This window comes from Luteimonas sp. Soil_C_5, from assembly GCF_057656615.1.
The window spans coordinates 15,508-37,894 of sequence record NZ_JBDGKA010000006.1 but is presented as its reverse complement, the minus strand read 5'-3'; the positions used below and the strand labels follow the sequence as shown (position 1 = coordinate 37,894).

Annotated in this window: 23 protein-coding genes and 1 pseudogene; 16 read left to right on the top strand and 8 right to left on the bottom strand. The window is 67.1% G+C overall.

Annotated elements, in window-relative coordinates:
* Window positions 1–73 precede the first annotated feature (73 nt).
* Together AC3A5K_RS15695 and AC3A5K_RS15690 are read right to left on the bottom strand one after the other, a co-directional pair.
* Complete coding sequence (locus tag AC3A5K_RS15695; RefSeq protein WP_487618493.1) at window positions 74–370, bottom strand: ArsR/SmtB family transcription factor; 297 nt, start codon at window positions 368–370, stop codon at window positions 74–76.
* Entirely contained in the window at window positions 367–1,413 is a 1,047-nt protein-coding gene (locus AC3A5K_RS15690) for a cation diffusion facilitator family transporter (RefSeq protein WP_487618492.1), read from the bottom strand. The genes AC3A5K_RS15695 and AC3A5K_RS15690 overlap by 4 nt, the downstream gene beginning before the upstream one ends.
* A 314-nt stretch (window positions 1,414–1,727) precedes the next feature.
* On the opposite strand from AC3A5K_RS15690, the gene AC3A5K_RS15685 reads away from it, so the two are divergent.
* Complete coding sequence (locus AC3A5K_RS15685) at window positions 1,728–1,874, top strand: hypothetical protein (protein ID WP_487618491.1); 147 nt, start codon at window positions 1,728–1,730, stop codon at window positions 1,872–1,874.
* On the opposite strand, the gene AC3A5K_RS15680 is transcribed toward AC3A5K_RS15685, so the two are convergent.
* Both AC3A5K_RS15680 and AC3A5K_RS15675 read right to left on the bottom strand, forming a co-directional pair.
* On the bottom strand, window positions 1,864–2,409 hold the full coding sequence (locus AC3A5K_RS15680; RefSeq protein WP_487618490.1) for a DUF1415 domain-containing protein: 546 nt from the start codon (window positions 2,407–2,409) through the stop codon (window positions 1,864–1,866). The two genes, AC3A5K_RS15685 and AC3A5K_RS15680, sit on opposite strands and share 11 nt — an antisense overlap.
* Window positions 2,410–2,417: 8 nt before the next feature.
* Window positions 2,418–2,900: a YajQ family cyclic di-GMP-binding protein gene (locus tag AC3A5K_RS15675; RefSeq protein ID WP_487618489.1), complete on the bottom strand. Its 483-nt coding sequence runs from the start codon at window positions 2,898–2,900 to the stop codon at window positions 2,418–2,420.
* A 68-nt stretch (window positions 2,901–2,968) separates the two neighbouring features.
* Here AC3A5K_RS15675 and AC3A5K_RS15670 point away from each other — a divergent pair.
* Window positions 2,969–3,175: pseudogene (locus AC3A5K_RS15670) on the top strand (NAD(P)-dependent alcohol dehydrogenase); the annotation flags it as partial.
* Between the two features lie 67 nt (window positions 3,176–3,242).
* Here the strand turns inward: AC3A5K_RS15670 and AC3A5K_RS15665 are convergent.
* Complete coding sequence (locus tag AC3A5K_RS15665; protein ID WP_487618488.1) at window positions 3,243–5,378, bottom strand: M48 family metallopeptidase; 2,136 nt, start codon at window positions 5,376–5,378, stop codon at window positions 3,243–3,245.
* A gap of 157 nt (window positions 5,379–5,535) precedes the next feature.
* On the opposite strand from AC3A5K_RS15665, the gene AC3A5K_RS15660 reads away from it, so the two are divergent.
* Window positions 5,536–6,465, top strand: a complete 930-nt coding sequence (locus tag AC3A5K_RS15660; protein WP_487618487.1) for a DMT family transporter — start codon at window positions 5,536–5,538, stop codon at window positions 6,463–6,465.
* Window positions 6,466–6,505: 40 nt separating this feature from the next.
* Window positions 6,506–7,081, top strand: coding sequence for a DUF1453 domain-containing protein (locus AC3A5K_RS15655; RefSeq protein ID WP_487618486.1), 576 nt, complete (start codon window positions 6,506–6,508; stop codon window positions 7,079–7,081).
* Window positions 7,082–7,370: 289 nt separating this feature from the next.
* On the opposite strand, the gene AC3A5K_RS15650 is transcribed toward AC3A5K_RS15655, so the two are convergent.
* On the bottom strand, window positions 7,371–8,015 hold the full coding sequence (locus AC3A5K_RS15650; RefSeq protein ID WP_487618485.1) for an OmpW/AlkL family protein: 645 nt from the start codon (window positions 8,013–8,015) through the stop codon (window positions 7,371–7,373).
* 483 nt (window positions 8,016–8,498) lie between these two features.
* Between AC3A5K_RS15650 and aceF the strand changes: the two genes are divergently transcribed.
* The 3 genes from aceF to lpdA are packed head-to-tail and all read left to right on the top strand — an operon-like array spanning window position 8,499 to window position 13,679.
* The gene (aceF, locus tag AC3A5K_RS15645) at window positions 8,499–10,217 is read left to right on the top strand and encodes a dihydrolipoyllysine-residue acetyltransferase (protein ID WP_487618484.1); all 1,719 of its coding nucleotides are present in this window, start codon (window positions 8,499–8,501) and stop codon (window positions 10,215–10,217) included.
* Between the two features lie 16 nt (window positions 10,218–10,233).
* Complete coding sequence (locus tag AC3A5K_RS15640; RefSeq protein WP_487618483.1) at window positions 10,234–11,853, top strand: GNAT family N-acetyltransferase; 1,620 nt, start codon at window positions 10,234–10,236, stop codon at window positions 11,851–11,853.
* Window positions 11,853–13,679, top strand: a complete 1,827-nt coding sequence (lpdA, locus tag AC3A5K_RS15635; protein ID WP_487618482.1) for a dihydrolipoyl dehydrogenase — start codon at window positions 11,853–11,855, stop codon at window positions 13,677–13,679. Before AC3A5K_RS15640 ends, lpdA begins: the two co-directional genes overlap by 1 nt.
* A gap of 100 nt (window positions 13,680–13,779) precedes the next feature.
* Here the strand turns inward: lpdA and AC3A5K_RS15630 are convergent, their stop codons facing one another.
* Complete coding sequence (locus tag AC3A5K_RS15630; protein ID WP_487618481.1) at window positions 13,780–14,700, bottom strand: TonB-dependent receptor; 921 nt, start codon at window positions 14,698–14,700, stop codon at window positions 13,780–13,782.
* 41 nt (window positions 14,701–14,741) lie between these two features.
* Window positions 14,742–14,933, bottom strand: coding sequence for a hypothetical protein (locus tag AC3A5K_RS15625; protein ID WP_487618480.1), 192 nt, complete (start codon window positions 14,931–14,933; stop codon window positions 14,742–14,744).
* A 193-nt stretch (window positions 14,934–15,126) separates the two neighbouring features.
* Here AC3A5K_RS15625 and AC3A5K_RS15620 point away from each other — a divergent pair, with 193 nt between their 5' ends.
* The 9 genes from AC3A5K_RS15620 to AC3A5K_RS15580 all read left to right on the top strand — a co-directional run bounded on the left by AC3A5K_RS15620 (window position 15,127) and on the right by AC3A5K_RS15580 (window position 22,375).
* Window positions 15,127–15,507 carry a hypothetical protein gene (locus AC3A5K_RS15620; protein ID WP_487618479.1) on the top strand — a complete coding sequence of 127 codons (381 nt, stop codon included), beginning with the start codon at window positions 15,127–15,129 and terminating at the stop codon, window positions 15,505–15,507.
* Between the two features lie 19 nt (window positions 15,508–15,526).
* Entirely contained in the window at window positions 15,527–16,324 is a 798-nt protein-coding gene (atpB, locus tag AC3A5K_RS15615) for a F0F1 ATP synthase subunit A (RefSeq protein WP_487618478.1), read from the top strand.
* A 76-nt stretch (window positions 16,325–16,400) separates the two neighbouring features.
* The gene (atpE, locus tag AC3A5K_RS15610; protein ID WP_394001880.1) at window positions 16,401–16,691 is read left to right on the top strand and encodes a F0F1 ATP synthase subunit C; all 291 of its coding nucleotides are present in this window, start codon (window positions 16,401–16,403) and stop codon (window positions 16,689–16,691) included.
* Window positions 16,692–16,803: 112 nt separating this feature from the next.
* A complete protein-coding gene (locus tag AC3A5K_RS15605) occupies window positions 16,804–17,274 on the top strand; it encodes a F0F1 ATP synthase subunit B (RefSeq protein WP_487618477.1) in 471 nt (156 codons plus the stop codon).
* 5 nt (window positions 17,275–17,279) lie between these two features.
* Window positions 17,280–17,807, top strand: a complete 528-nt coding sequence (locus AC3A5K_RS15600; RefSeq protein ID WP_487618476.1) for a F0F1 ATP synthase subunit delta — start codon at window positions 17,280–17,282, stop codon at window positions 17,805–17,807.
* Between the two features lie 51 nt (window positions 17,808–17,858).
* Window positions 17,859–19,409, top strand: coding sequence for a F0F1 ATP synthase subunit alpha (gene atpA / locus AC3A5K_RS15595; RefSeq protein WP_487618475.1), 1,551 nt, complete (start codon window positions 17,859–17,861; stop codon window positions 19,407–19,409).
* 85 nt (window positions 19,410–19,494) lie between these two features.
* Window positions 19,495–20,355: a F0F1 ATP synthase subunit gamma gene (atpG, locus tag AC3A5K_RS15590; RefSeq protein WP_487618474.1), complete on the top strand. Its 861-nt coding sequence runs from the start codon at window positions 19,495–19,497 to the stop codon at window positions 20,353–20,355.
* A 146-nt stretch (window positions 20,356–20,501) separates the two neighbouring features.
* The gene (gene atpD / locus AC3A5K_RS15585) at window positions 20,502–21,923 is read left to right on the top strand and encodes a F0F1 ATP synthase subunit beta (RefSeq protein WP_487618473.1); all 1,422 of its coding nucleotides are present in this window, start codon (window positions 20,502–20,504) and stop codon (window positions 21,921–21,923) included.
* Window positions 21,924–21,949: 26 nt separating this feature from the next.
* Window positions 21,950–22,375: a F0F1 ATP synthase subunit epsilon gene (locus AC3A5K_RS15580; RefSeq protein WP_487618472.1), complete on the top strand. Its 426-nt coding sequence runs from the start codon at window positions 21,950–21,952 to the stop codon at window positions 22,373–22,375.
* Window positions 22,376–22,387: the final 12 nt, after the last annotated feature.

Here is a 22,387-nt window from a genome sequence, read left to right as displayed (position 1 = left end):
GGTGCTCGGCGGGGAAGGCTGGAGGGCAGTCTGGACAAGCTGCCGGCGATCAGCGTGAACGTGTTCGCGCCGGTCAGGCGTGTTCGCCGGCGTGGTCCAGCATGTCGCGCAGCATGTCGCGCACGTGCGCATCGTCGGCCTCGTACAGCACCTGACGCTGCTGGCGTTCGCCGCGCACCAGGCGCGCGCCGCGCAGCAGGCGCAGGTGATGACTGACCAGGGGCTGCGAAGCACCGGTGCGACGCGCGATGTCGCCGACCGCGACCGGCCCGTCGAGACAGGTCAGCAACACGCGCAGGCGCGTCGGGTCTCCGAGCAGCCGGAAGGTCTCGGCGAGAAGTGTCAGGCGCGCATCGTCGAGCCCGGTCAACGGGACGGCCCGGACGTCGACGGCGTGTCGTGGGCGGCATGTCCGTGGTGGGCATGCCCGGCATGATCGTGATCGTCGTGAGGATGGTCATCGTGCGTGTGTCCCGGCGCCGGCTCGCCACGTTCGAGCGCGCACTGCGCCTGCGACGCGTGGATGACCTCGACCGTCGAATGCCCGATGCCGAACCGGTCGGCCAGTGCGCGCTTGACCGCGGGCACGGCCACGGCGGGCGATGCATCGGCGTCCAACGCCAGTTCCAGCGTCGCCAGGACCTTGCCGGAGGTGATCGACCAGACGTGCACGTGTTCCACACCGGCCACGCCGGGCACATCGGTCAGCAGGTGCGTCCGCAGCACCTCGATGTCGACATCCGGCGGCGTGCCTTCCATCAGGATGTGGAACGAGCCGCGCAGCAGCGACCACGCGCTGCGCAGGATCAGCAGACAGACGAGCACCGAGAGGATCGGGTCGATCGGCATCCAGCCGGTGAAGTGGATGACCAGCGCCGCGACGATCGCCGCGACCGAGCCCAGCAGGTCGCCGAGCACGTGCAGCGTGGCGCCCTTGATGTTGACGTGCGACTGGTCGCCGCGGTGCAGGATCCAGAACACCAGGCAATTGACCAGCAGGCCCACGACCGCGACCGCCAGCATCGGCCCGGCCAGCACCTCGCCGGGACTGCGTAGGCGCTGGATCGCCTCCCACACGATCCACAGCACCAGCGCGAACAGGGTGATCGCGTTGACCAGCCCAGCCAGCACCTCGAAGCGCATGTAGCCGAAGGTGCGGCGCGCATCCGACGCCCGTCGCCCGATGCGGAAGCCCACCCATGCCAGCAGCAGCGCGGCGGCGTCGGTCAGCATGTGGCCGGCATCGGCGATCAGCGCCAGCGAGCCGGACAGCACGCCGCCGACCACCTCGACCAGCATGAAGCTGGCGGTCAGCACGAAGCCGGTCAGGACGACGCGTTCGTTCGTCGCAGACACCGACGGCGCGTGGCTGTGGCCGGGCGCGTGGTGATCGTGAGCGTGGGAGTGCGACATCGGGCATCCGGTCGATGCAAGGTGAGGTCGATATATAAACATATTTTTATGTTTCAGGCGGCGTGCGTCTGGCAGCCAGCTCCGCTGCCGCGTTGCGACGCAGTCGACAGGTCCGCTCCGTGGGTGCGCCAGGCTTCCGGACCGATGGCGACAGGACGCGTCGCAGGCGGAAGGGACACAGGGACGCATCGGACGCGCCGCGTGGCGGAGAGCGCAGGACAGCCTGTTCTTGCCCGGATCGCGTGTGCAGGCTGGCGCACGCCCCTGATCGCGTTCGCGCTCCTGGCACTGTCCGCTTGCATCCGGCAGTGTCGATGGATGTGGCCCACGAGCGCTCCGCGGCCATGCGCGCCTTCGACGAGCCCGGCGTGCAGGCATTGGCGGTCGCGGCGGCGTCGCGCGCCAGGTGTCGGATTCTTCTGCGCGCGCAGTGCGCGCCGCTGCCGTCCGTCAGTGTTTGACGAACAGCCGCGCCCAGCCGTCGTGGCCGAGGCGCTCCAGCGTGTCCAGGTTGCGGTCGATGATGCTGTCCGGCTCCGGATACGCATCCACGGCGCGCGCCACGCTGTCCTCGCGCAACAGATGCAGCGTGGGGTAGGGCGCCCGGTTGGTGTAGTTGCCGATCTCGTCGTGCCCGGTGCCGGCGAACTGGTAGTCGGGGTGGAAGCTGGCGACCTGCAGCACGCCGTCCAGTTCAAGCGCCTCGACCAGACCATCGGCGTCGTCGAGGAAATCGTTGTAGTCGAGGAAATCGCCGAGCACCTGCGGGTGCACGATCAGTGTCGTGTCGATCTCGGCAGCCGGCGTATCGCGCAGGCGCAGCAGTTCCTCGCCCAGCACCTCGAGCAGGGCTTCAGGCGTGGTCGCGTCGCTCAGGACGAAGCGCACCTGGTCCTTGACCACGACCGCCTTGGCGAACGGGCACAGGTTGAGCCCGATCACCGCACGCTCCAGCCACAGCCGGGTATCGGCGATCGGATCGTCGCTGCGCTGCATGACGATGCTCAGTCGCGGAAGTTGTCGAACTGCAGCGGCAGTTCGAAATCGGCGCCACGCAGCAGGGCCATCGCGGCCTGCAGGTCGTCACGCTTCTTGCCGTTCACGCGCAGCTTGTCGCCATTGATCTGGCTGTCGACCTTGAGCTTGGCGTCCTTGAGCGTGGTCTGGATCTTCTTGGCCAGCTCGCGCTCGATGCCCTGCTTCACGGTCACCGTCTGCCGCGCACCGGCCAGGTTCGTCTCGATGTCGCCGAACTCCAGGCACTTCACGTCGATCTTCCGCGCGGCCAGACGCTGCCGCAGGATCTCGGTCATCTGCTGGACCTGGAAGTCGCTCGGCGCCGTCTGCTTGATCGTCGACTCGTCGAGTTCATAGGAGGCCTCGACGCCCTTGAAGTCGAAACGCGTGGTCAGTTCGCGATTGGCCTGGTCGACGGCATTGGTCAGCTCGTGGGTATCGACTTCGGACACGATATCGAAGGAAGGCATGGGGCACCTGCAGGTGGGGCGAAGGCGCGCAGATTACCGCACCGGCCGGCCCCGGTCGCCGCCGCGCACTGATCATGCAGCGCCGTCGCCTGACCGGTTCGCTGATCGGCGGCATCCGCGAGACCCAGGAAATGCTCGACTTCTGCGCCGAGCACGGCATCGTCTCCGACATCGAGCGCATCGGCATCGCCGACATCAACACCGCCTACGAGCGCATGCTCAAGGGCGACGTGCGCTACAGCTTCGTCATCGACACGGCCACGCTGAAGGGCTGAGCCGGAAGGCACAGGATCCGCGCTTCCCCCCGCGTGGCATTGGGGGGAAGGCGCATTCCATGCATCGCTATGCCGGCGCAGCCGCCGGTGGGGATGCGGCGAAATTCACCAGCCGGATCGGCTGGATGCCGTGCAACTGCTCCTGCAGATCGGCCTGGGCGACGATGCCGGCCAACTGCTGCCGGTACAGGCGTTCCAGTAGTTCCGGCAGTGGCGCGGTCGCGCGCATATACGACAGCGGGCCGTCGTCGACGCCCGCCAGATGGCCGCATCCCGATCGCAGATGACGACCGACCGACTCCGAGGCATTCAGCGGAATCTCGTCCAGTGTGGCCATCAGGGCATCGATCCCCGCGCGATACCGCATCGCCGATCGCGTCAACCAGTCGCGGAGCTCCGGATCGTCGCCTTGTAGGCCGCGCGCGAGTGGCAGGCAGGCAGCAGGGATCAGATGCAGTGCCTGCAGGCGACGCGCCTGCGTGTGCAAAATCTGCAGCAGGCCGAGTCGCGCCGTCGCAGTCACTCGCTCGGCGTCCGGCATCACCGTCAGCGCGTGCGCGAGTCGCCGCGCGAACAGACCTGTGATGCGTTCGAGCAGGCGCGCGTCTGGCGTGTTGTCAGTATCGAAGGCGGCGAAATCGGTGCGCAAGGCGACCGCATCGGCGGGACTGCCGTCGGGCATCGGCATGTCGATGCCCAGATCCAGCAGCGCTACGCGCGGCGCTGCATCGATCTGGCGCGCGCGCTGGCGCTGCCGGCGCGCCCACAACGGCGCTGCGTCCGGCATGAGTCTGCGCAGCTCGTCGACGCACGCCTGCCACGACATCTCGGCGAACGGTACCCGCGCAGCATCGTCCGGAGCGAGGCAGACCGGCTCGGCGAGCATGCCCGCGGTGTGGCGCTTCCACGCCAGCGCTTCGGCTTCCGGCAACGCGTCGATGTCGACCACCGCTGCGGTATCGACGAGATTGCGCGCGTCGAACGCCAAGCCCATGCCGCGGTAATAGCGCTCGGTGACGCGGCGCGAGAGCGCAGCAAAATCGGCGAACAAGGCGCGAGCCGGGCGCGGCTCCAGGAACAGTCCGGTTGCGCCGAGTCGCTCGACGTTGGCGACACGTTCGGCATCCGCCGGATGCGTGGCCCAGTAGTGCGTGGTGTCGTCGGCGTGCAGCGCATCGGTCAGGTCATTCCAGTCCTGCGGGCTGAAGCGTTGCAAGTGCGACATCACCGCCTCGGGCAGATCCGCCGCCAGGCGACCTTGCTGCCAGACGTGCGCGCCCTGGGCGTTGGTGCGGTGGTAGGCCAGCATCAGCGCCCGCATCCGCAGCGCGGTCGAGGCGAAGCAGTCGCTGCCGGCGACGATGGCTTCGTAGCGGTCGGCATCGAATTCCATTTCCTGCGACAGGCGCCGGCTCATCCGGAAGCTGATCGCGAACAGGCCGCGCATCATCTGGCGCGTGAGCCACAGGCAGCCGGTGGCCAGCCACGCGGCAACCGCGAATGCGCCGTTGTCGATGTCGCTGCGCCAGTCATGCAGGCGATCGTCCCACTCGTCCCATTCGTAGCCGCGCGACCACAACCACTGGTTGACCCGGTTGATCACGTGGGAGCTGCGCATGCCGCCGCCCTGTGCGAAGTGGCCGAACTCGTGCGCCATCACGCCGACGAACTGGCGCGCCTCCATGCCGGCCACCAGCGGCAGGCCGATCGTCAGGCGTCGATGCCCACGCAGGAAGCCGCACAGCCCGGGTTCGAACTGCACCCAGGCATTGACCTCGTGGCTCAGCCGGATCGACGACGGCGGGCGCGTGCCGATGGCGCGGCACAGGGCGTGGATACCGGCGACGAAGGCCGGGTCGTCGGCCGCGGTGAGTTCGATCTCCTCGGTCGCCGCGTGCCGGGGCGCGAACAGCGGCTTGAGCAGGAACAGGATCAGGATGCCGCCGACGAAGCCGGGCAGCGTCCAGGCCACGAACCGGCCCCATGCGAACGCGGGCTGCACCTGGTGCACCCAGTCGGTGTAATAGCGGAATTCCAGCCAGCCCAGGCCCGCCACCACGCCCAGATACAGCACCGGCATCGCCAGGCACAGCGCGGTGACCAGCCACAGGCTCAGCAGATACAGCGGCTTGATCGGCGGGCGGGGAATCGAGCCGGCAGGCAGCGCCCGCAGCACGTCGGCGGGATGGGGCTCGGCGCTCATCATTGCTCTCCTTAGCGATGTCTGCGCATCAGAGCAGGCGCGCCGCCGGGCCGCAATCCCCTACGTGGCGGGATTCGCGTCGGGTCTGGCGCGGGCGGATCCGGCATGGCGAGGTCCATGCGAGGATGCGCATCCGCTCTCGCCACTACCGTCCGTCATGCCCGCTGCCCACACGCCGACCGATGCCCGCGCCGCCGCCCTGTGGATGCTGCTGGCGGTGCTCGCGTTCGCCGGCATGGATGCGGGGATGAAGTGGATCGCCGAGGACTACTCGGCGTTCCAGGTCGCGGCGTTCCGCAGTCTGTCGACACTGCCGCTGGTGCTGGTCTGGATCCTGCTGCGCGGGCGCGCCGGCACCCTGCTGCGGATCCACTGGCCGTTGCACCTGCTGCGCGGCGTGCTCGGCGTCGGCATGATCGCGGGCTTCGTCTACGGGCTGGCGCGGATGCCGCTGTCGACGGCCTACGCGATCGTGTTCGTGTCGCCGTTGATGGTGACCGCGCTGGCGGTACCGCTGCTCGGCGAGAAGGTGGGGCCCCGGCGCTGGACCGCGATCGCGGTCGGTGTGGTCGGCGTGCTGGTCGTACTGCGGCCGAGCGGCGAGGGCGTCGCCACGCTGGCGGGACTGGCGGTCGTCGGCGGCGCGCTGTGTTACGCGATCGCATCGATCGCCGTGCGCTCGCTGGCCCAGCGCGACAGTCCCGAGGCGCTGGTGTTCTGGTTCCTGCTGTTGATGGCGGTGTTCGCCGGCGCGCTGGCCTGGCAGGAGTGGCAGCCGTTGCAGCGCGATCACTGGTGGGTGCTCGCCCTGATCGGCGTCACCGGTGGCCTCGGCCAGGTCGCATTGACGCATGCCTTCCGCCTCGGCGAGGCCAGCCAGGTCGCACCGCTGGAGTACACCGCGCTGGTGTGGGTGGTGCTGCTGGATCTGTTCGTCTGGCAGGTCCTGCCGGACGGCATGACCTGGCTGGGCGCCGGCATCATCGTCGCCAGCGGGCTGTACATGTTCCGCCGCGAGAAGGTGCTGGCGGAGACCGGGCAGGTCGACGCCGACATCAAGCGCCTCGACGGCACACCCAGACCGTAGCGACGCCCTTTCATCCTGGTCGCGCGCCGGATCGCCGATCATGTCGGCACCGAAACGTCCGGATCCGCGCCACGTCATGCCTCTTCTGCTGCTCGCCGTGGTCCTGCTGGCCGTATTCGCGTTGCTCCTGCTGCTGTGGCCGCTCGCCCTGTGGAACCGCTATCGCGTGGGCACGTCGCGCCGGCGTCCGCCGCGCTGGCTCACACGCCTCAATGCCTGGCTGATCCCCGCCTCGGCGGTGCTGTTCCTCGCCGGCATGGGCATCGCCCAGCTGTTCGTGGCCCACGCGTTTCCGTATGCCGCGCTGGGCCTGCTGGCCGGCCTGGTGCTGGGCGGGCTCGGCTGGGTGCTCACGCGCGTCGAGCACCGGCCGGGCCAGATTTGGTACACACCCAACCGCTGGCTGGTGCTGGCGCTGACCCTGATCGTCGTCGCCCGGGTCTTCGCCGGGATCTGGCAGGCCTGGGAGCGGATGCACGGCGAATACGCAGTGCTGGCCGCCTGGGGGCCGCTGGGCGAACCGGCCGGCCTGTTCGCGGTCGCCGGACTCGTCGTCGGCTATCACGCGATGTACGCGGTGCTGCTGCAGTGGCGGCTGGGGCGCTGGTTGCGCTGAGGCTTGTCTCGGTACGTCACCGAGCCCTCGGTCGTGTGCCGATACGTCCCGCCGCCCGGCGTGGCTGGGTGACGTCAGCGGCCCGATGATGACGGGCGCCACCAAGATGCCGCCGCGTCTGTTCGTCGGCCACCGGCATCGTTCCGGCGCGTCCTACGAACGGGACATCTCCGACGGCGGGCACGAATCACCGCGTAGTCGGCCAACAGCGGCGTTCGACAAACTCACAGGCAAAAAAAGACCCGCCGAAGCGGGTCTTTCCTGGCGCACGACTCTGGAGAGAGAGAGGTCAGAAGCGCGCGCCGATGCCGACACCCACGGTCCACGGATCGAGCTTGAGCTCGGTGCCGGTGTTGACGCCGGCTTCGCGAACGTCCGCACGGCTGCGCAGGTAACGCGCATCGGCACGGGCGAACCAAGTCGGGGTGATGTTCACATCGAGGCCCACGGTACCGATCGCGCCCTTCGGCGTGGTCAGCGACACGTGGTTGCCGCCCGGGTTCAGATCTTCATTGCTGATGTTCGAGTGGTGGTAACCCAGGCCCAGGAACGGGCGGAAGGTGTTGTCCACGTCACCGAAGTGGTACTGGCCGCTCAGCGCGATCGGCTGCTGCTCGACGGTGCCGATCTTCGGGCCGCCCTGACGGACGCGGTGATCGAAGGAATCCAGCGCGCCCCACAGCTCGGCGCTGATGTTGTCGGTGAAGTTGTACGAGAACGACGCGGTCGGCGCGGGGCCGCCATCGACCTTGAAGCCGTCGTTGCGGCTGGTGTCGTTGGTCGGCTGCAGCAGCGTCACGCCGCCGACGACCGAGAAACGCTTGCCGGCCGCGGTGTCGCTCTGGCCGAACGAATCCTGCGCGAAGGCGGCGGGGGCCGCGGCAACGACGGCGAGTGTGGCCAGCGCCAGGGCATGGGTACGGAACTTCAGCATGGGGGTACTCCTTTCTTGTTTCCGATTCGTCTACCCGCTGCCAGATTGCGGCGGGCATCTTGTCGAGGACCGATGTCACCGGGGACCTCGACCTCCCTCTGTGGGAAGGCCGGGCCATGCTGACGATCCATTCCTGAATGCGCGATTGGCGGAAACTGAAGGAATGACAACCCTTCACCGTGCCTTCGGAAATCCCGTTGGCGCGTTCATCGCGATCGCGGCAGAACCGCCTTCGGGCGTGTGGATATGGCGTCGAGGCCACTTGAACGCCGGTCGAACGTCGCGGATACGACGCAGTGTTCCGGCGTGTCGGAACCTCCGGGTGGGGCCGATTCGCGTCGTCGGTGACAACGCCTCGAGCTGCTTTGGCGTCGCGCCGGGGATGACACCGGGCGCATGTCCGCATGCCATCTGTGACACGACAGTTGGCGGGACGGGAGGCTGGGGCCACAATAGCGAGTCACGACATGCCCGGAGGGCCGCATGGCCGACCTGAAAGAAGCACGCGTTCCCGACATTGGCGGGTATGACGATGTCCCGGTGATCGAGGTGCTGGTCGCCGTCGGCGATACCGTGGCGGTCGACCAGGGTCTGGTCACGCTGGAATCGGACAAGGCGACGATGGAAGTGCCGGCGCCGTTCGCGGGCGTCATCAAGGAACTGAAGGTCAAGGTGGGCGATACCCTGTCGGAAGGCGGCGTGGTCGCGGTCATCGAGGCCGAAGGCGCCAGCCCGGCGGACGATGCCAAGCCGGCCGCCCCGGCCAAGACCGAGGCACCGGCCCAGCCGGCTGCCGAAGCCGCCAAGCCTGCGAAGGCCGAGGCGCCCAAGCCCGCCAAAACGCAGGGCGGTGGCGCGCAGGAAGCCCGCGTGCCCGATATCGGTGGCTACGACGATGTCCCGGTGATCGAGGTGCTGGTCGCCGTCGGCGATACCGTCGCCAAGGACCAGGGCCTGGTCACGCTGGAATCGGACAAGGCGACGATGGAAGTGCCGGCGCCGTTCGCAGGCGTGGTCAAGGAACTGAAGGTCAAGGTGGGGGACACCCTGTCGGAAGGCGGCGTGGTCGCGATCATCGAAGCCGAAGGTGAAGCCGGATCGGAGGCTGAAGCCGCGCCCGCCGAGGCCCCCGCCAAGTCGAGCGAAGATCCCAAGGTCGAGCCGGTGGCCGCGCAGGCCAAGCCCGACAGGATTGCGGAAGCCTCGATCGAGCATCGCGCGGCCGGTAATGGTGCGCCGCCAGTCCGCTTCGAAGCCGACGCCGTGCTGCCCGACAAGGTGCCCTACGCCAGCCCGGCGGTGCGCCTGTTCGCGCGCGAACTCGGCGTCGATCTGCTGCAGCTCAAGGGCAGCGCCCGCGGCGGCCGCATCATCCGCGAGGACGTGCAGTCCTTCGTCAAGAGTGCGCTGCAGGGCGGCGGCGCGAAGGCCGCGTCCGGTGCGCCGGCAGCAGCGGGCGGCGGTCTCAATCTGCTGCCGTGGCCGAAGGTCGACTTCGCCAAGTTCGGCGAGATCGAGGTCCAGGAACTGGGCCGCATCCAGAAGATCTCGGCGGCCAACCTCGCACGCAACTGGGCGATGATCCCGCACGTCACGCAGCACGACGATGCCGACATCACCGATCTCGAAGCGCTGCGCGTGCAGCTCAACAAGGAGAACGAGAAGGCCGGCGTCAAGCTGACCATGCTCGCCTTCCTGATCAAGGCCTCGGTTGCGGTGCTCAAGCAGTACCCGCGCTTCAACAGCTCGCTCGACGCGTCCGGCGAGAACCTGACGCTGAAGAAGTACTTCCACATCGGCTTCGCCGCCGACACGCCGAACGGTCTGGTCGTTCCGGTGATCCGCGACGCCGACAAGAAGGGCGTCATGGAGATCTCGCAGGAGATGTCCGCGCTGGCGAAGAAGGCGCGCGACGGCAAGCTCGGCCCGGCCGACATGCAGGGCGGCTGCTTCTCGATCAGCTCGCTCGGCGGCATCGGCGGCACCAGCTTCACCCCGATCGTCAACGCACCGGAAGTCGCGATCCTCGGCGTGTCGAAGTCGGCGATGAAGCCGGTCTGGGACGGCAAGGCCTTCCAGCCGCGCCTGACCCTGCCGCTGTCGCTGTCCTACGACCACCGCGTCATCGACGGCGCCGCGGCCGCGCGCTTCACCGCGACGCTGGCGCAGCTGCTCGGCGACATGCGCCGGGTGCTGCTGTAAGCGGCCCGGGCCCGGCATGAGCGACACGTCCACGCGCGAGCGGGCGCGACTGACGTTGCGCCATGCCGGCATCGCCGACATCCCGGCGATCGTCGCGCTCAGCGATCGCATCTACGGCCACGAGAACGGCTACACCGCCGAGATGCTCAACGGCCAGATCGCCCAGTTCCCGCAGGGCGTGTTCGTCGCGTACTACGACGATGTGGCGGTCGGCTACTGCGCGACCTTCCGCATCGACGAGCGCGCGGCGATGGCGCCGCATCGCTGGCAGGAGATCTCCGGCGGCGGCTACGCGTCGCGACATCTGTCGACGGGCGACTGGCTCTACGGCATGGAGGTCTGCGTCGATCCGGCGCATCGCGGCCTGCGCATCGGCCGGCGCATGTACGAGCTGCGCAAGCGGCTGTGCCAGGACCTGGGCCTGAAGGGCATCGTGTTCGGCGGACGCCTGCCGGGCTTCTCGCGCCGCGCGCGCCGGTACCAGGGCGACGTGCGCGCCTACGTCGCCGACGTGGTCGCCGGACGGGTGCGCGATCGCGCGCTGAGTTTCCAGCTGCGCAACGGTTTCGAACTGATCGGCGTGCTGCCCGGCTACCTGCCGCAGGATCTCGAATCAGCCGGCTACGCCGCGCATCTGCTCTGGCGCAATCCCAAGATCGATGCGAACGCGCCGACGCGCGGCACGCAGCGCCCGCTGCCCGATTCGGTGCGCGTGGCGACCGTGCAGTACCAGCAGCGCCGCGTCGCGTCGTTCGAGGAATTCGCCACGCAGGTGGAGTACTTCGTCGACATCGCCGCCGACTATCGTGCCGATTTCGTCGTGTTCCCCGAGCTGTTCACGCTGCAGCTGCTGTCGGTCGAGAACAAGCCGCTGTCGCCGGTCGATTCGCTGCTGGCGCTGACCGGCTACACCGAGCGGTTCGCGCAGCTGCTGTGCGAACTGGCGGTGCGCCACAACATCAACATCATCGGCGGCTCGCATCCCACGCGGACCAGCGACGGTGAAGACGGCAAGGTGCGCAACATCTGCTACGTCGCCCTGCGCGACGGCTCGCTGCACACGCGCGACAAGCTGCATCCCACGCCCAACGAGCGCACCTGGTGGGGCATCGGCGGCGGCGACAGTGCGCAGGCGATCATGACCGACTGCGGGCCGATCGGCGTCATGATCTGCTACGACAGCGAGTTCCCCGAACTCGGCCGGCATCTGGTCGACCAGGGCGCGATGATCCTGTTCGTGCCGTTCTGTACCGACACCCGCGAAGGCTATCTGCGCGTGCGCTACTGCTCGCAGGCGCGCGCGGTCGAGAACCAGTGCTACGTCGTGCTGTCGGGCAATGTCGGCAACCTGCCGGGCGTCAACAACTTCGACATCCAGTACGCGCAGAGCTGCATTCTGACGCCCTGCGATTTCCCGTTCGCGCGCGACGGCGTCGCCGCCGACACCACGCCGAACGTCGAGCAGGTCGCGTTCGCCGATCTGCGCCTCAACGATCTCATCGTCGCCCGCAACGACGGCACCGTGCAGAACCTCAACGACCGCCGCCACGATCTCTACGCGCTGACCTGGGCCCGTCGCCCGGCGTCGCGCATGGCGGTGGCAGACCCCACGCAACAGACCCCGGAGAATTCCTGATGGCCAATACCCTCGAAGTCAAAGTGCCCGATATCGGCGGCTACGACGACGTCCCGGTGATCGAGGTGCTGGTCGCCGTCGGCGAGACCGTCGCCAAGGACCAGAGCCTGGTCACGCTGGAATCGGACAAGGCCACGATGGAAGTGCCGGCCTCGAGCGCGGGCGTCATCAAGGAACTGAAGGTCAAGGTCGGCGATACGCTGTCGGAAGGCAGCGTGGTCGCGGTGATCGAAGTCGAAGGCGAGAGCGATGCGCCTGCCGCCGACACGAAGGCGTCCGCGCCCGAAAAGAAGGACGGCGCGCCGGCGAAAAAGAGCGAAGCGCCCGGCAGCAATCCGCCGGTCGCGCGTTCGCCCGCTGCGCCGGCCGAACCCGAAGCGGTCAAGGCCGCGCCGTCGTCGGGCCGCCAGGCCGATGTCGAATGCCGCATCGTCGTGCTCGGCTCCGGCCCCGGTGGTTACACGGCCGCATTCCGCGCGGCGGATCTCGGTCTCGACACCGTGCTGATCGAGCGTTACGAGACGCTCGGCGGCGTCTGCCTCAACGTCGGCTGCATTCCGTCGAAGGCGCTGCTGCACGCGGCCGAGGTCATCGACCAGGCCAAGCACGCCAGCGACTACGGCGTCGATTTCGGCGCGCCGACGATCGCGCTCGACAAGCTGCGCGGCTACAAGGAAAAGGTCGTCGGCCAGCTGACCAAGGGCCTGACCGGCATGGCCAAGCAGCGCAAGGTGCGCGTGGTCACCGGCGAAGGCCTGTTCGTGTCGCCGAACGAGATCGAAGTCACCGGCAGCGACGGCAAGACCCAGCTCGTGCGTTTCGAGCAGTGCATCATCGCCGCCGGCTCGCAGGCCCTGAAGCTGCCGGGGTTCCCGTGGGACGACCCGCGCGTCATGGATTCGACCGACGCGCTGGAACTTGCGGAAACGCCGAAGAAGCTGCTCGTCGTCGGCGGCGGCATCATCGGTCTGGAGATGGCGACGGTCTATCACGCGCTCGGCTCGGAAGTGACCGTCGTGGAACTCGCCGACCAGCTGATGCCCGGCGCCGACAAGGATCTGGTCAAGCCGCTCGTCGATCGTCTGAAGAAGCAGGGCGTGTCCGCGCATCTCAAGACCAAGGTCGTCGAGGCGAAGGCCGCGAAGACCGGCATCGACGTCACGTTCGAAGGCGAAAGCATTCCGGACACGAAGACCTTCGACCGCGTGCTGGTCGCCGTGGGCCGGACGCCGAACGGCGGCAAGATCGCCGCCGACAAGGCCGGCGTGCGCGTGTCGGATCGCGGCTTCATCGCCGTCGATGCGCAGATGCGCACCAACGTGCCGCACATCTTCGCGATCGGCGATCTGGTCGGTCAGCCGATGCTGGCGCACAAGGCCACGCACGAAGGCAAGCTCGCGGCCGAAGTCGCGGCCGGCGAGAAGAAGGAATGGGTGGCGCGGGTGATTCCGTCGGTCGCCTACACCGATCCGGAAATCGCGTGGGTCGGCATCACCGAGACCGAAGCCAAGGCCAAGGGTCTGAAGGTCGGCGTGGGCAAGTTCCCGTGGGCGGCCAGCGGTCGCGCGATCGGCATCGGCCGCACCGAGGGTTTCACCAAGCTGATCTTCGACGAGGCCACGCACCGCATCGTCGGCGCCGGCATCGTCGGCGTGCATGCGGGTGATCTGATCGCCGAAGCCGGTCTGGCGATCGAAATGGGCGCCGAAGTCGCCGACATCGGCCACACCATCCATCCGCATCCCACGCTCAGCGAATCGGTGGCGATGGCGGCGGAAGTGTTCGACGGCACGATCACCGACCTGTACATCCCGAAGAAGAAGTAAGCGCGGGACAGCACGTCCGCGCCAACGAAAAAGCCCCGGCATGCCGGGGCTTTTTCATGTCCACGCGCCTAGGTCCAGGCGCGTGGATCGGTGCCACGAATCAGAAGCGGAACGTCACGCCGGCCATCGGGCCATGGACCTTCAGGTCGCCGGTGACTTCGCCCGAGTACGGGAACGGACCCGCATCGATACCCGACGGTGCACGTGCGGTGCCGCGGTACTGGTCCTTGAGCTTCAGACGGAACCAGTCGTAGCCGACATGGAGGCCGACGCGCTCGCTGACCATGTACTCGACCAGCAGGCCGCCGCGCTCGAAGTGACCTTCCTCGTCGAGGATGTTGCCCCAGGTCGTATCGAGGTACTGCGCTTCCAGGCCCACGGTCCAGCGCTCGGCCGGGGTCCAGGTCAGACGGGTGTGCAGGCCCGGCGAGAAGCCGTCGCGCTCCCAGCCCACGCTCTCGAACTCCGGATCCAGCAGATCGGTACCGGTCGAGGCGCCATTGGCCGTGGCTTCCAGCTTGGCGTAGGTCACGCCGAGGCCCAGGCCCCATTCGAAGCTGTCGTTCTTGACGACCGCGTACTCGTAATTGAGGTTCGCCAGGCGGAACGACAGACGGCCGTCGATGCTGGCGCCCGGGATTTCGATGGCGTCGCCGCCGGGGATGATCGTGCCGGTATCGAGCACGTTGCCGCCGTACTCCCAGGTCTCGTCACGACGGTAATCGTAGAAATTGCCGACCAGTGCCTGACGGTCGCTGATGCGGAAGCCGATCGCGCCACGCGGGCGCCATTCGCGGCCGGTGTCGAAGCTTTCGTTGAAGCCGAAGGTGGCGTCGTCGGTGCCGTCGGTGACGACGCCGTTGCCGGAGAAGCCGAGTTCGGCCTCGGGATTGAACGCGCTCAGGCGCAGGACGAAGCGGTCGTCGCGGCTCTGGGCATGCGCCGGCATGGCGACCACGGCGAGCATCAGGGCGGCGGGCAGGGCGGCGAGAGAAAGCGTGCGGAAACTGAAATGCGGCATCGGAGGGGGCGCCAGTGTGTGGGAACGGGCGCCAATGGTCTTCAAGTTACGGTCTTGTCGACGTGAAGCGATGGCAGGTCGAACAATCTCGGCGCGCCTGTGCCGGGGGATGTCGCGCGAAAGAGGGCGCCCGTTGTGCGCCGCGACATCAAAAAGAAGCCCTGGCGGCGGGCCAGGGCTTCGGTGGCGATCTGCGGACGGAACCGACGAGGAAAGCGCGGCAGATCGTGCACGACAGGTACGACCCGTCGAACGGGCAGGAGTTCCGCATGTCATGCGGGAAAATAATGAATAGGCCTTTGCAGATGCCGTCCTATTGCCGGGACTTCCGCCGGTTGTCGGTCAATGGAGGCCGCTGCTATACTTTTGCGGCTCGAAGAGGCCGTTTCGGCGCCTCGCGACCTTCCAACCACCCGGGATCCTGATGTGTTGACGTCCGTCGCTGTCGGTCGGCGGCTGGCACAGCGCGCAATCGCCTGGCAGGCGGTCGCGATCGCGGTGACGGCGCTGGCCTTTCTCACCAAGGGTGCGGACTGGTCTCTGGCCGCCGTCATCGGAGGTGCGGCGATTGCAGTCGGGGGTTGGCTGTCGAGCGTGATCGCGCTGGGTGGCGGGGTGAATCCTTCAGGCAGCGCGCTGGCGCGTCTGCTTGCGGGTGTGGCACTGAAGTGGGTCGTGGTGGTGGCGGTACTGCTGGTGGGTGTGGGCGCTGCGGGACTTCCGCCGGTGCCGACCCTCAGCGGTGTCGTTGTCGCACTTTTCGCGCAGTTGATCGCGATGGCCTCCGGCCACGCACTGAATCGTTAACAGGCAGGATTCCAGATCTATGGCGGCTGACGCGGAACTCACCCCAACCAGCTACATCCAGCATCACCTGCAGAACCTGACGGTCTCGACGGGTGAGGGCGGTTTCTGGACGCTGCACCTGGACACCTTCATTACCGCGCTGGCGATGGGCGGCCTGATGGTCTTCATGTTCTGGCTGGCCACGCGCAAGGCCACGGCCGGCGTGCCGGGCAAGTGGCAGGCGTTCGTCGAAATCTGTCTCGAGTTCGTCGACAAGCAGGCCCGTGACACCTACCACGGTTCCAGCAAGCTGGTGACGCCGATCGCGATCACCCTGTTCTTCTGGATCCTGCTGATGAATCTGCTGAAGATGATTCCGGCGGACTTCATCGCCAGGCCGCTCGAGCTGCTGGGCGTGGCCTACTGGAAGCCGGTGCCGACCGCCGACGTCAACGCGACGCTGGGCCTGTCGATCAGCGTGTTCTTCCTGACGGTCTTCTTCGCGCTGCGTGCCAAGGGCATCGGCGGCATGTCGAAGGAGTTCCTGTTCGCGCCGTTCGGCAAGTGGATGGTGCCGTTCAACCTGATCCTCAACATCGTCGAGTGGCTGAGCAAGCCGATCTCGCTGGCGATGCGACTGTTCGGCAACATGTTCGGCGGCGAGATCGTCTTCCTGCTGATCTGGGTGCTCGGCGGCGCCGGCATCCTCGGCATGCTGGGCGGCGGCGTGCTGGGCCTGGGCTGGATGCTGTTCCACCTGCTGGTCATTCCGCTGCAGGCTTTCATTTTCATGATGCTGTCGATCGTCTACCTCAGCCTGGCCGAGGACGACCACTGACCGGCGGCATCGCGTCACCCGGTTTCGTTCCACCCCTTCCGTCTCACCCTTCAAGCAATCCGTTCCGGAGAAAACAATGGAAATCGCACTGACCTCGTTCGCCCAGATCCAGGCTTCGACCGTTCTGGCCATCGGCATCATGATCGGCCTGGCCGCGCTGGGCGCAGGTCTGGGTCTGGCCATCATGGCCGGCAAGTTCCTCGAGTCGGCCGCGCGCCAGCCGGAACTGATCCCGGTGCTGCAGGTCCGCATGTTCATCACCGCCGGCCTGATCGACGCCGCGTTCATCATCTCGGTTGCGGTCGGCCTGCTGTTCGCGTTCGCGTCGCCGTTCATCGGCCCGGTCGCTGCGCAGATCGGCGGCTGATCAACGCCCGCCGTTCCGAGGGTGCGGTCGATGCCTCGCGCATGACCGCATCGCCGGATGACAGGGGGCATGTCCGCATGCCCGACCCTTCACGACAGGCAGTCCCAAGACCATGAGCCTCAATCTCACCCTGCTAGCCCAGGCCCTGGCCTTCGCCGCGCTGATCTGGATCATCGCGACCAAGATCTGGCCGCCGCTGCTCAACGCCATCGAAGAGCGCCAGAAGAAGATCGCCGAAGGTCTGGCCGCCGCCGACAACAGCCAGCGTGCGCTGGCGCAGGCGCAGGAAACCGCCAACGAAGAGCTCAAGGCCGCGCGTGCGAAGGCCAACGAGATCATCGAGCAGGCGCATGCCCGCGGAAACCAGCTGGTCGAGGCCGCCAAGGCCGAGGCCGTGACCGAAGGCCTGCGCCAGAAGGCGTTGTTCGATGCCGAACTCCAGGCCTCCGCCACGCGTGCCCGCGAGGATCTGCGTCGTCAGGTCTCGATGCTGGCCGTGACCGGTGCCGAGCGTCTGCTCAAGCGCGAAATCGACGCCAACGCCCACAAGGCGCTGCTCGACGAACTCGCTGCGGAGATCTGAGCCCGATGAGCCAGGCCATGACGATCGCCCGCCCGTACGCCCGTGCCGCATTCGCGATCGCTCGCGACGAAGGCCAGTTCGCGGCCTGGTCCGACGCGCTGGCATTCGCCGCGCGCGTCGCGGCCGATCCGCAGGCGTCCGCGCTGCTCGGACATCCCGCGCTGTCGCATGACGACGCGGTCGCGCTGGTCGCACCCGAAGGCGCCGGCGAAAAGCTTGCCGCGTTCTTCGCGTTGCTGGCCGGCAACGGCCGCCTGTCGGCGCTGCCCGAAATCGCGGGCCAGTTCGATGCGCTGCGCGCCGATGCCGAGCACGTCGTGCTGGCCACGGTGACGTCGGCGGCCGTGCTGCCCGAGACGGAGGTCGAGCAGATCCGCGCGGCGCTCAAGCGCCGCTTCGGTCGCGAGGTGCAGATCGAGACCGCGGTCGACGAACGCCTGATCGGCGGTGCGGTGATCTCGGCCGGCGACGTGGTGATCGACGGCTCGCTCAAGGGCAAGCTCGCCCGCCTGCAGTCCGCGCTGGCGCACTGACACGATTTCTATTGCAACGTCGGCGGCAACGCCGGCACAAGGGAACCCCCGATGGCTACCACGCAACTCAATCCCTCCGAGATCAGCGAGCTGATCAAGTCCCGCATCGAGAAGGTCAAGCTGTCCGCCGAGTCGCGCAACGAAGGCACCGTGACTTCGGTCGCCGACGGCATCGTGCGTCTGCACGGTCTGGCCGACGTGATGCAGGGCGAAATGATCGAACTGCCGAACAACACGTTCGCACTCGCCCTCAACCTCGAGCGCGACTCGGTCGGCGCTGTGGTGCTGGGTGACTACGAGCACCTGCGCGAAGGCGACGTGGCCAAGACCACCGGCCGCATTCTCGAAGTGCCGGTCGGTCCGGAAATGCTGGGCCGCGTCGTCAATGCACTCGGCGAGCCGATCGACGGCAAGGGTCCGATCGACGCCAAGCTCAGCGCGCCGGTCGAGCGCGTCGCCCCGGGCGTGATCTGGCGCAAGTCGGTCGACCAGCCGGTGCAGACCGGCTACAAGTCGGTCGACTCGATGATCCCGATCGGCCGCGGCCAGCGCGAACTGCTCATCGGCGACCGCCAGACCGGCAAGACCGCGATGGCGATCGACGCCGTGATCAACCAGAAGACCACGGGCATCAAGTGCGTGTACGTGGCGATCGGCCAGAAGGCCTCGACCGTTGCCAACATTGTGCGCAAGCTCGAAGAGAACGGCGCGCTCGCGCACACCGTCGTCGTCGCCGCCACCGCGTCCGAATCGGCCGCGATGCAGTACATCAGCGCCTATTCGGGCTGCACGATGGGCGAGTACTTCATGGACCGCGGCGAAGACGCGCTGATCGTGTACGACGATCTGTCCAAGCAGGCCGTCGCCTACCGTCAGATCTCGCTGCTGCTCAAGCGTCCGCCGGGCCGCGAAGCCTATCCGGGCGACGTGTTCTATCTGCACTCCCGTCTGCTCGAGCGCGCCGCGCGCGTGTCCGAGGAATACGTCGAGAAGTTCACCAACGGCGCCGTGACCGGCAAGACCGGTTCGCTGACCGCGCTGCCGATCATCGAAACGCAGGCCGGCGACGTCTCGGCGTTCGTGCCGACCAACGTGATCTCGATCACCGACGGCCAGATCTTCCTGGAAACCGACCTGTTCAACGCCGGCATCCGCCCGGCCGTGAACGCCGGTATCTCGGTGTCGCGCGTCGGTGGGTCGGCGCAGACCAAGATCATCAAGAAGCTCTCGGGCGGCATCCGCATCTCGCTCGCCCAGTACCGTGAGCTGGCGGCGTTCGCGCAGTTCGCTTCGGATCTCGACGAAGCCACCCGCAAGCAGCTCGAGCGCGGTCAGCGCGTCACCGAGCTGATGAAGCAGAAGCAGTACAAGCCGATGTCGATCTCGCACCAGGCGCTGACGATCTACGCCGTCAACGAGGGTTACCTCGACGACGTGCCGGTCGCCAAGCTGCTCGCGTTCGAAGAAGGCCTGCACGCGCACTTCGACAACACCGACGGTGCGCTGGTCGAGAAGATCAACACCACCGGCGCCTGGAACGACGACATCGAAGCGGCGTTCAAGAAGGGCATCGGCGAGTTCAAGCAGACCGGTAGCTGGTAATACGCCCGGGCGGACACCCTCCGCCCGTCGCGACACACCCGGGACAGCCAGGCGGATCACGATCCGCCGCAAGCAGGAAGAAGAGATGGCCGGCGGCAGAGAAATCAAGACCAAGATCAAGAGCGTGCAGAACACCCGCAAGGTGACGCGTGCGCTGGAGATGGTTTCCGCGTCGAAGATCCGCAAGGCGCAGGAGCGCATGAAGGCCTCGCGGCCCTATGCAAACGCGATGAAGCAGCTGATCGGACACCTGGCCCAGGCCAGCTCCGAGTTCCAGCATCCGTATCTGGTAGAGCGCGAGGTCAAGCGGGTCGGTTACATCGTCTGCTCGTCGGACCGGGGTCTGGCCGGCGGCCTGAACAACAACATGTTCCGCAAGCTGCTGGGCGAGATCCGCCAGTGGCAGGACAAGGGCGTGCAGGTCGACGTGGTCACGATCGGCCAGAAGGCGACGGTGTTCTTCCGCCGCTTGAAGGTGGACATGGTCGCCAGCGTCACGCACATCGGCGACACGCCGGAAGTCGAACAGCTCGTCGGCATCATCAAGGTGATGCTCGACGGCTACACCGACGGCCGCGTCGACCGGGTCTTCCTGGCCTACAACCACTTCGTCAACACGATGACCCAGAAGGCCAGCTTCGATCAGCTGCTGCCGCTGCCGGCCGCCGAGACGCAGGTGGTCAAGCACGACTGGGATTACATCTACGAGCCGGACCCCGAATCGGTGCTCGGCCACGTGCTGACGCGTTACATCGAGTCGCTGGTCTACCAGGCGGTGATGGAGAACGTGGCCTCCGAACATGCCGCGCGCATGGTCGCGATGAAGTCCGCGAGCGACAACGCCACCAAGATGATCGACACGCTGAACCTGGTCTACAACAAGGCCCGGCAGGCGGCGATCACCCAGGAAATTTCCGAGATCGTGGGCGGCGCAGCGGCGGTCTGATAAGCGGTGATTCGGGATTGGTAATTGGTGATTCGGAAGGGCAGCGAGCCGCGCTTTCACGAATCACGAATGACGAATCACCAGTCACGAACTCCATCCGGATGGCATCAGCCATCAGAGCAGAACAAGTTAACCGGAGCGACAACATGAGTCAGGGCAAGATCGTTCAGATCATCGGCGCGGTCGTCGACGTCGAATTTCCGCGCAACGAGGTGCCGCGGGTCTACGACGCACTGACGGTCGAAGGCACGGCCGTCACGCTGGAAGTGCAGCAGCAGCTCGGCGACGGCATCGTGCGCGCAATCGCGCTCGGCTCGACCGACGGCCTGAAGCGCAACCTGGTGGCGCAGAACACCGGCCGCGGCATCTCGGTGCCGGTCGGCGTCGGTACGCTGGGCCGCATCATGGACGTGCTCGGCCGTCCGATCGACGAAGCGGGCGATGTCAATGCCACGACCACGTGGGAAATCCATCGCGACGCGCCGAAGTTCGACGAGCAGGCCTCGGGCACCGAACTGCTGGAAACCGGCATCAAGGTCATCGACCTGATGTGTCCCTTCGCCAAGGGCGGCAAGGTCGGCCTGTTCGGCGGCGCCGGCGTCGGCAAGACCGTCAACATGATGGAACTCATCAACAACATCGCCAAGGCGCACAGCGGCCTGTCGGTGTTCGCCGGCGTCGGTGAGCGTACCCGCGAAGGCAACGACTTCTATCACGAGATGATCGAGTCGGGCGTCGTCAACAAGGACAAGCCCGAGGAGTCCAAGGTGGCGATGGTCTACGGCCAGATGAACGAGCCGCCGGGCAACCGCCTGCGCGTCGCGCTGACCGGTCTGACGATGGCCGAGTACTTCCGCGACGAAAAGGACGAACACGGCAACGGCCGCGACGTGCTGTTCTTCGTCGACAACATCTACCGCTACACGCTGGCCGGTACCGAGGTCTCGGCGCTGCTCGGCCGCATGCCGTCGGCCGTGGGCTACCAGCCGACGCTCGCCGAGGAAATGGGCGTGCTGCAGGAGCGCATCACCTCGACCAAGACCGGTTCGATCACCTCGATCCAGGCCGTCTACGTGCCTGCGGACGACCTGACCGATCCGTCGCCGGCGACCACGTTCGCGCATCTGGACTCGACCGTGACCCTGTCGCGTTCGATCGCCTCGCTGGGCATCTATCCGGCGGTCGACCCGCTGGATTCGACCAGCCGCCAGATGGACCCGCTGGTCATCGGTGACGAACACTACGGCACCGCCCAGCGCGTCCAGCAGACCCTGCAGAAGTACAAGGAACTGAAGGACATCATCGCGATCCTGGGCATGGACGAGCTGTCGGAAGAAGACAAGCAGGCCGTGTCGCGCGCGCGCAAGATCGAGCGTTTCTTCAGCCAGCCGTTCCACGTGGCCGAAGTCTTCACCGGCGCGCCGGGCAAGTACGTCTCGCTGAAGGACACGATCCGCGGCTTCAAGGGCATCGTCGACGGCGAATACGACCACCTGCCGGAGCAGGCGTTCTACATGGTCGGCACCATCGACGAAGCCGTCGAGAAGGCCAAGAAGCTCGCGGCCTGATCGCGACAGCACCGAGGAGTTAGTCGATGGCATCCACCATTCGCTGTGACATCGTCAGCGCAGAAGCCGAGATCTTCCACGGCGAGGCGACCATGGTCGTGGCCACCGGCGAGCTCGGCGAGCTCGGCATCGCGCCGCGCCACGCCCCGCTGATCACGCGGCTCAAGCCGGGCAAGGTCGTCGTCACCCAGGCCAACGGCGAGGTGCTCGACTTCGCCATCGGCGGCGGCATCCTCGAGGTGCAGCCGCAGGTCGTGACGATCCTGGCCGACACCGCGATCCGTGCCGACGACATCGACGAGGCCGCGGTGAAGGCGGCCAAGGACGAGGCCGAGCGTCTGCTGGCCGGTCGCGGCGAAGCGATCGATATCGCCGAGGCGCAGCAGAAGCTGGCCGAGGCCGTGGTGCAGCTGCAGGCGCTGGAGCGCCTGCGCAAGAACCTCAAGCACTGATTGCAAGGTTCG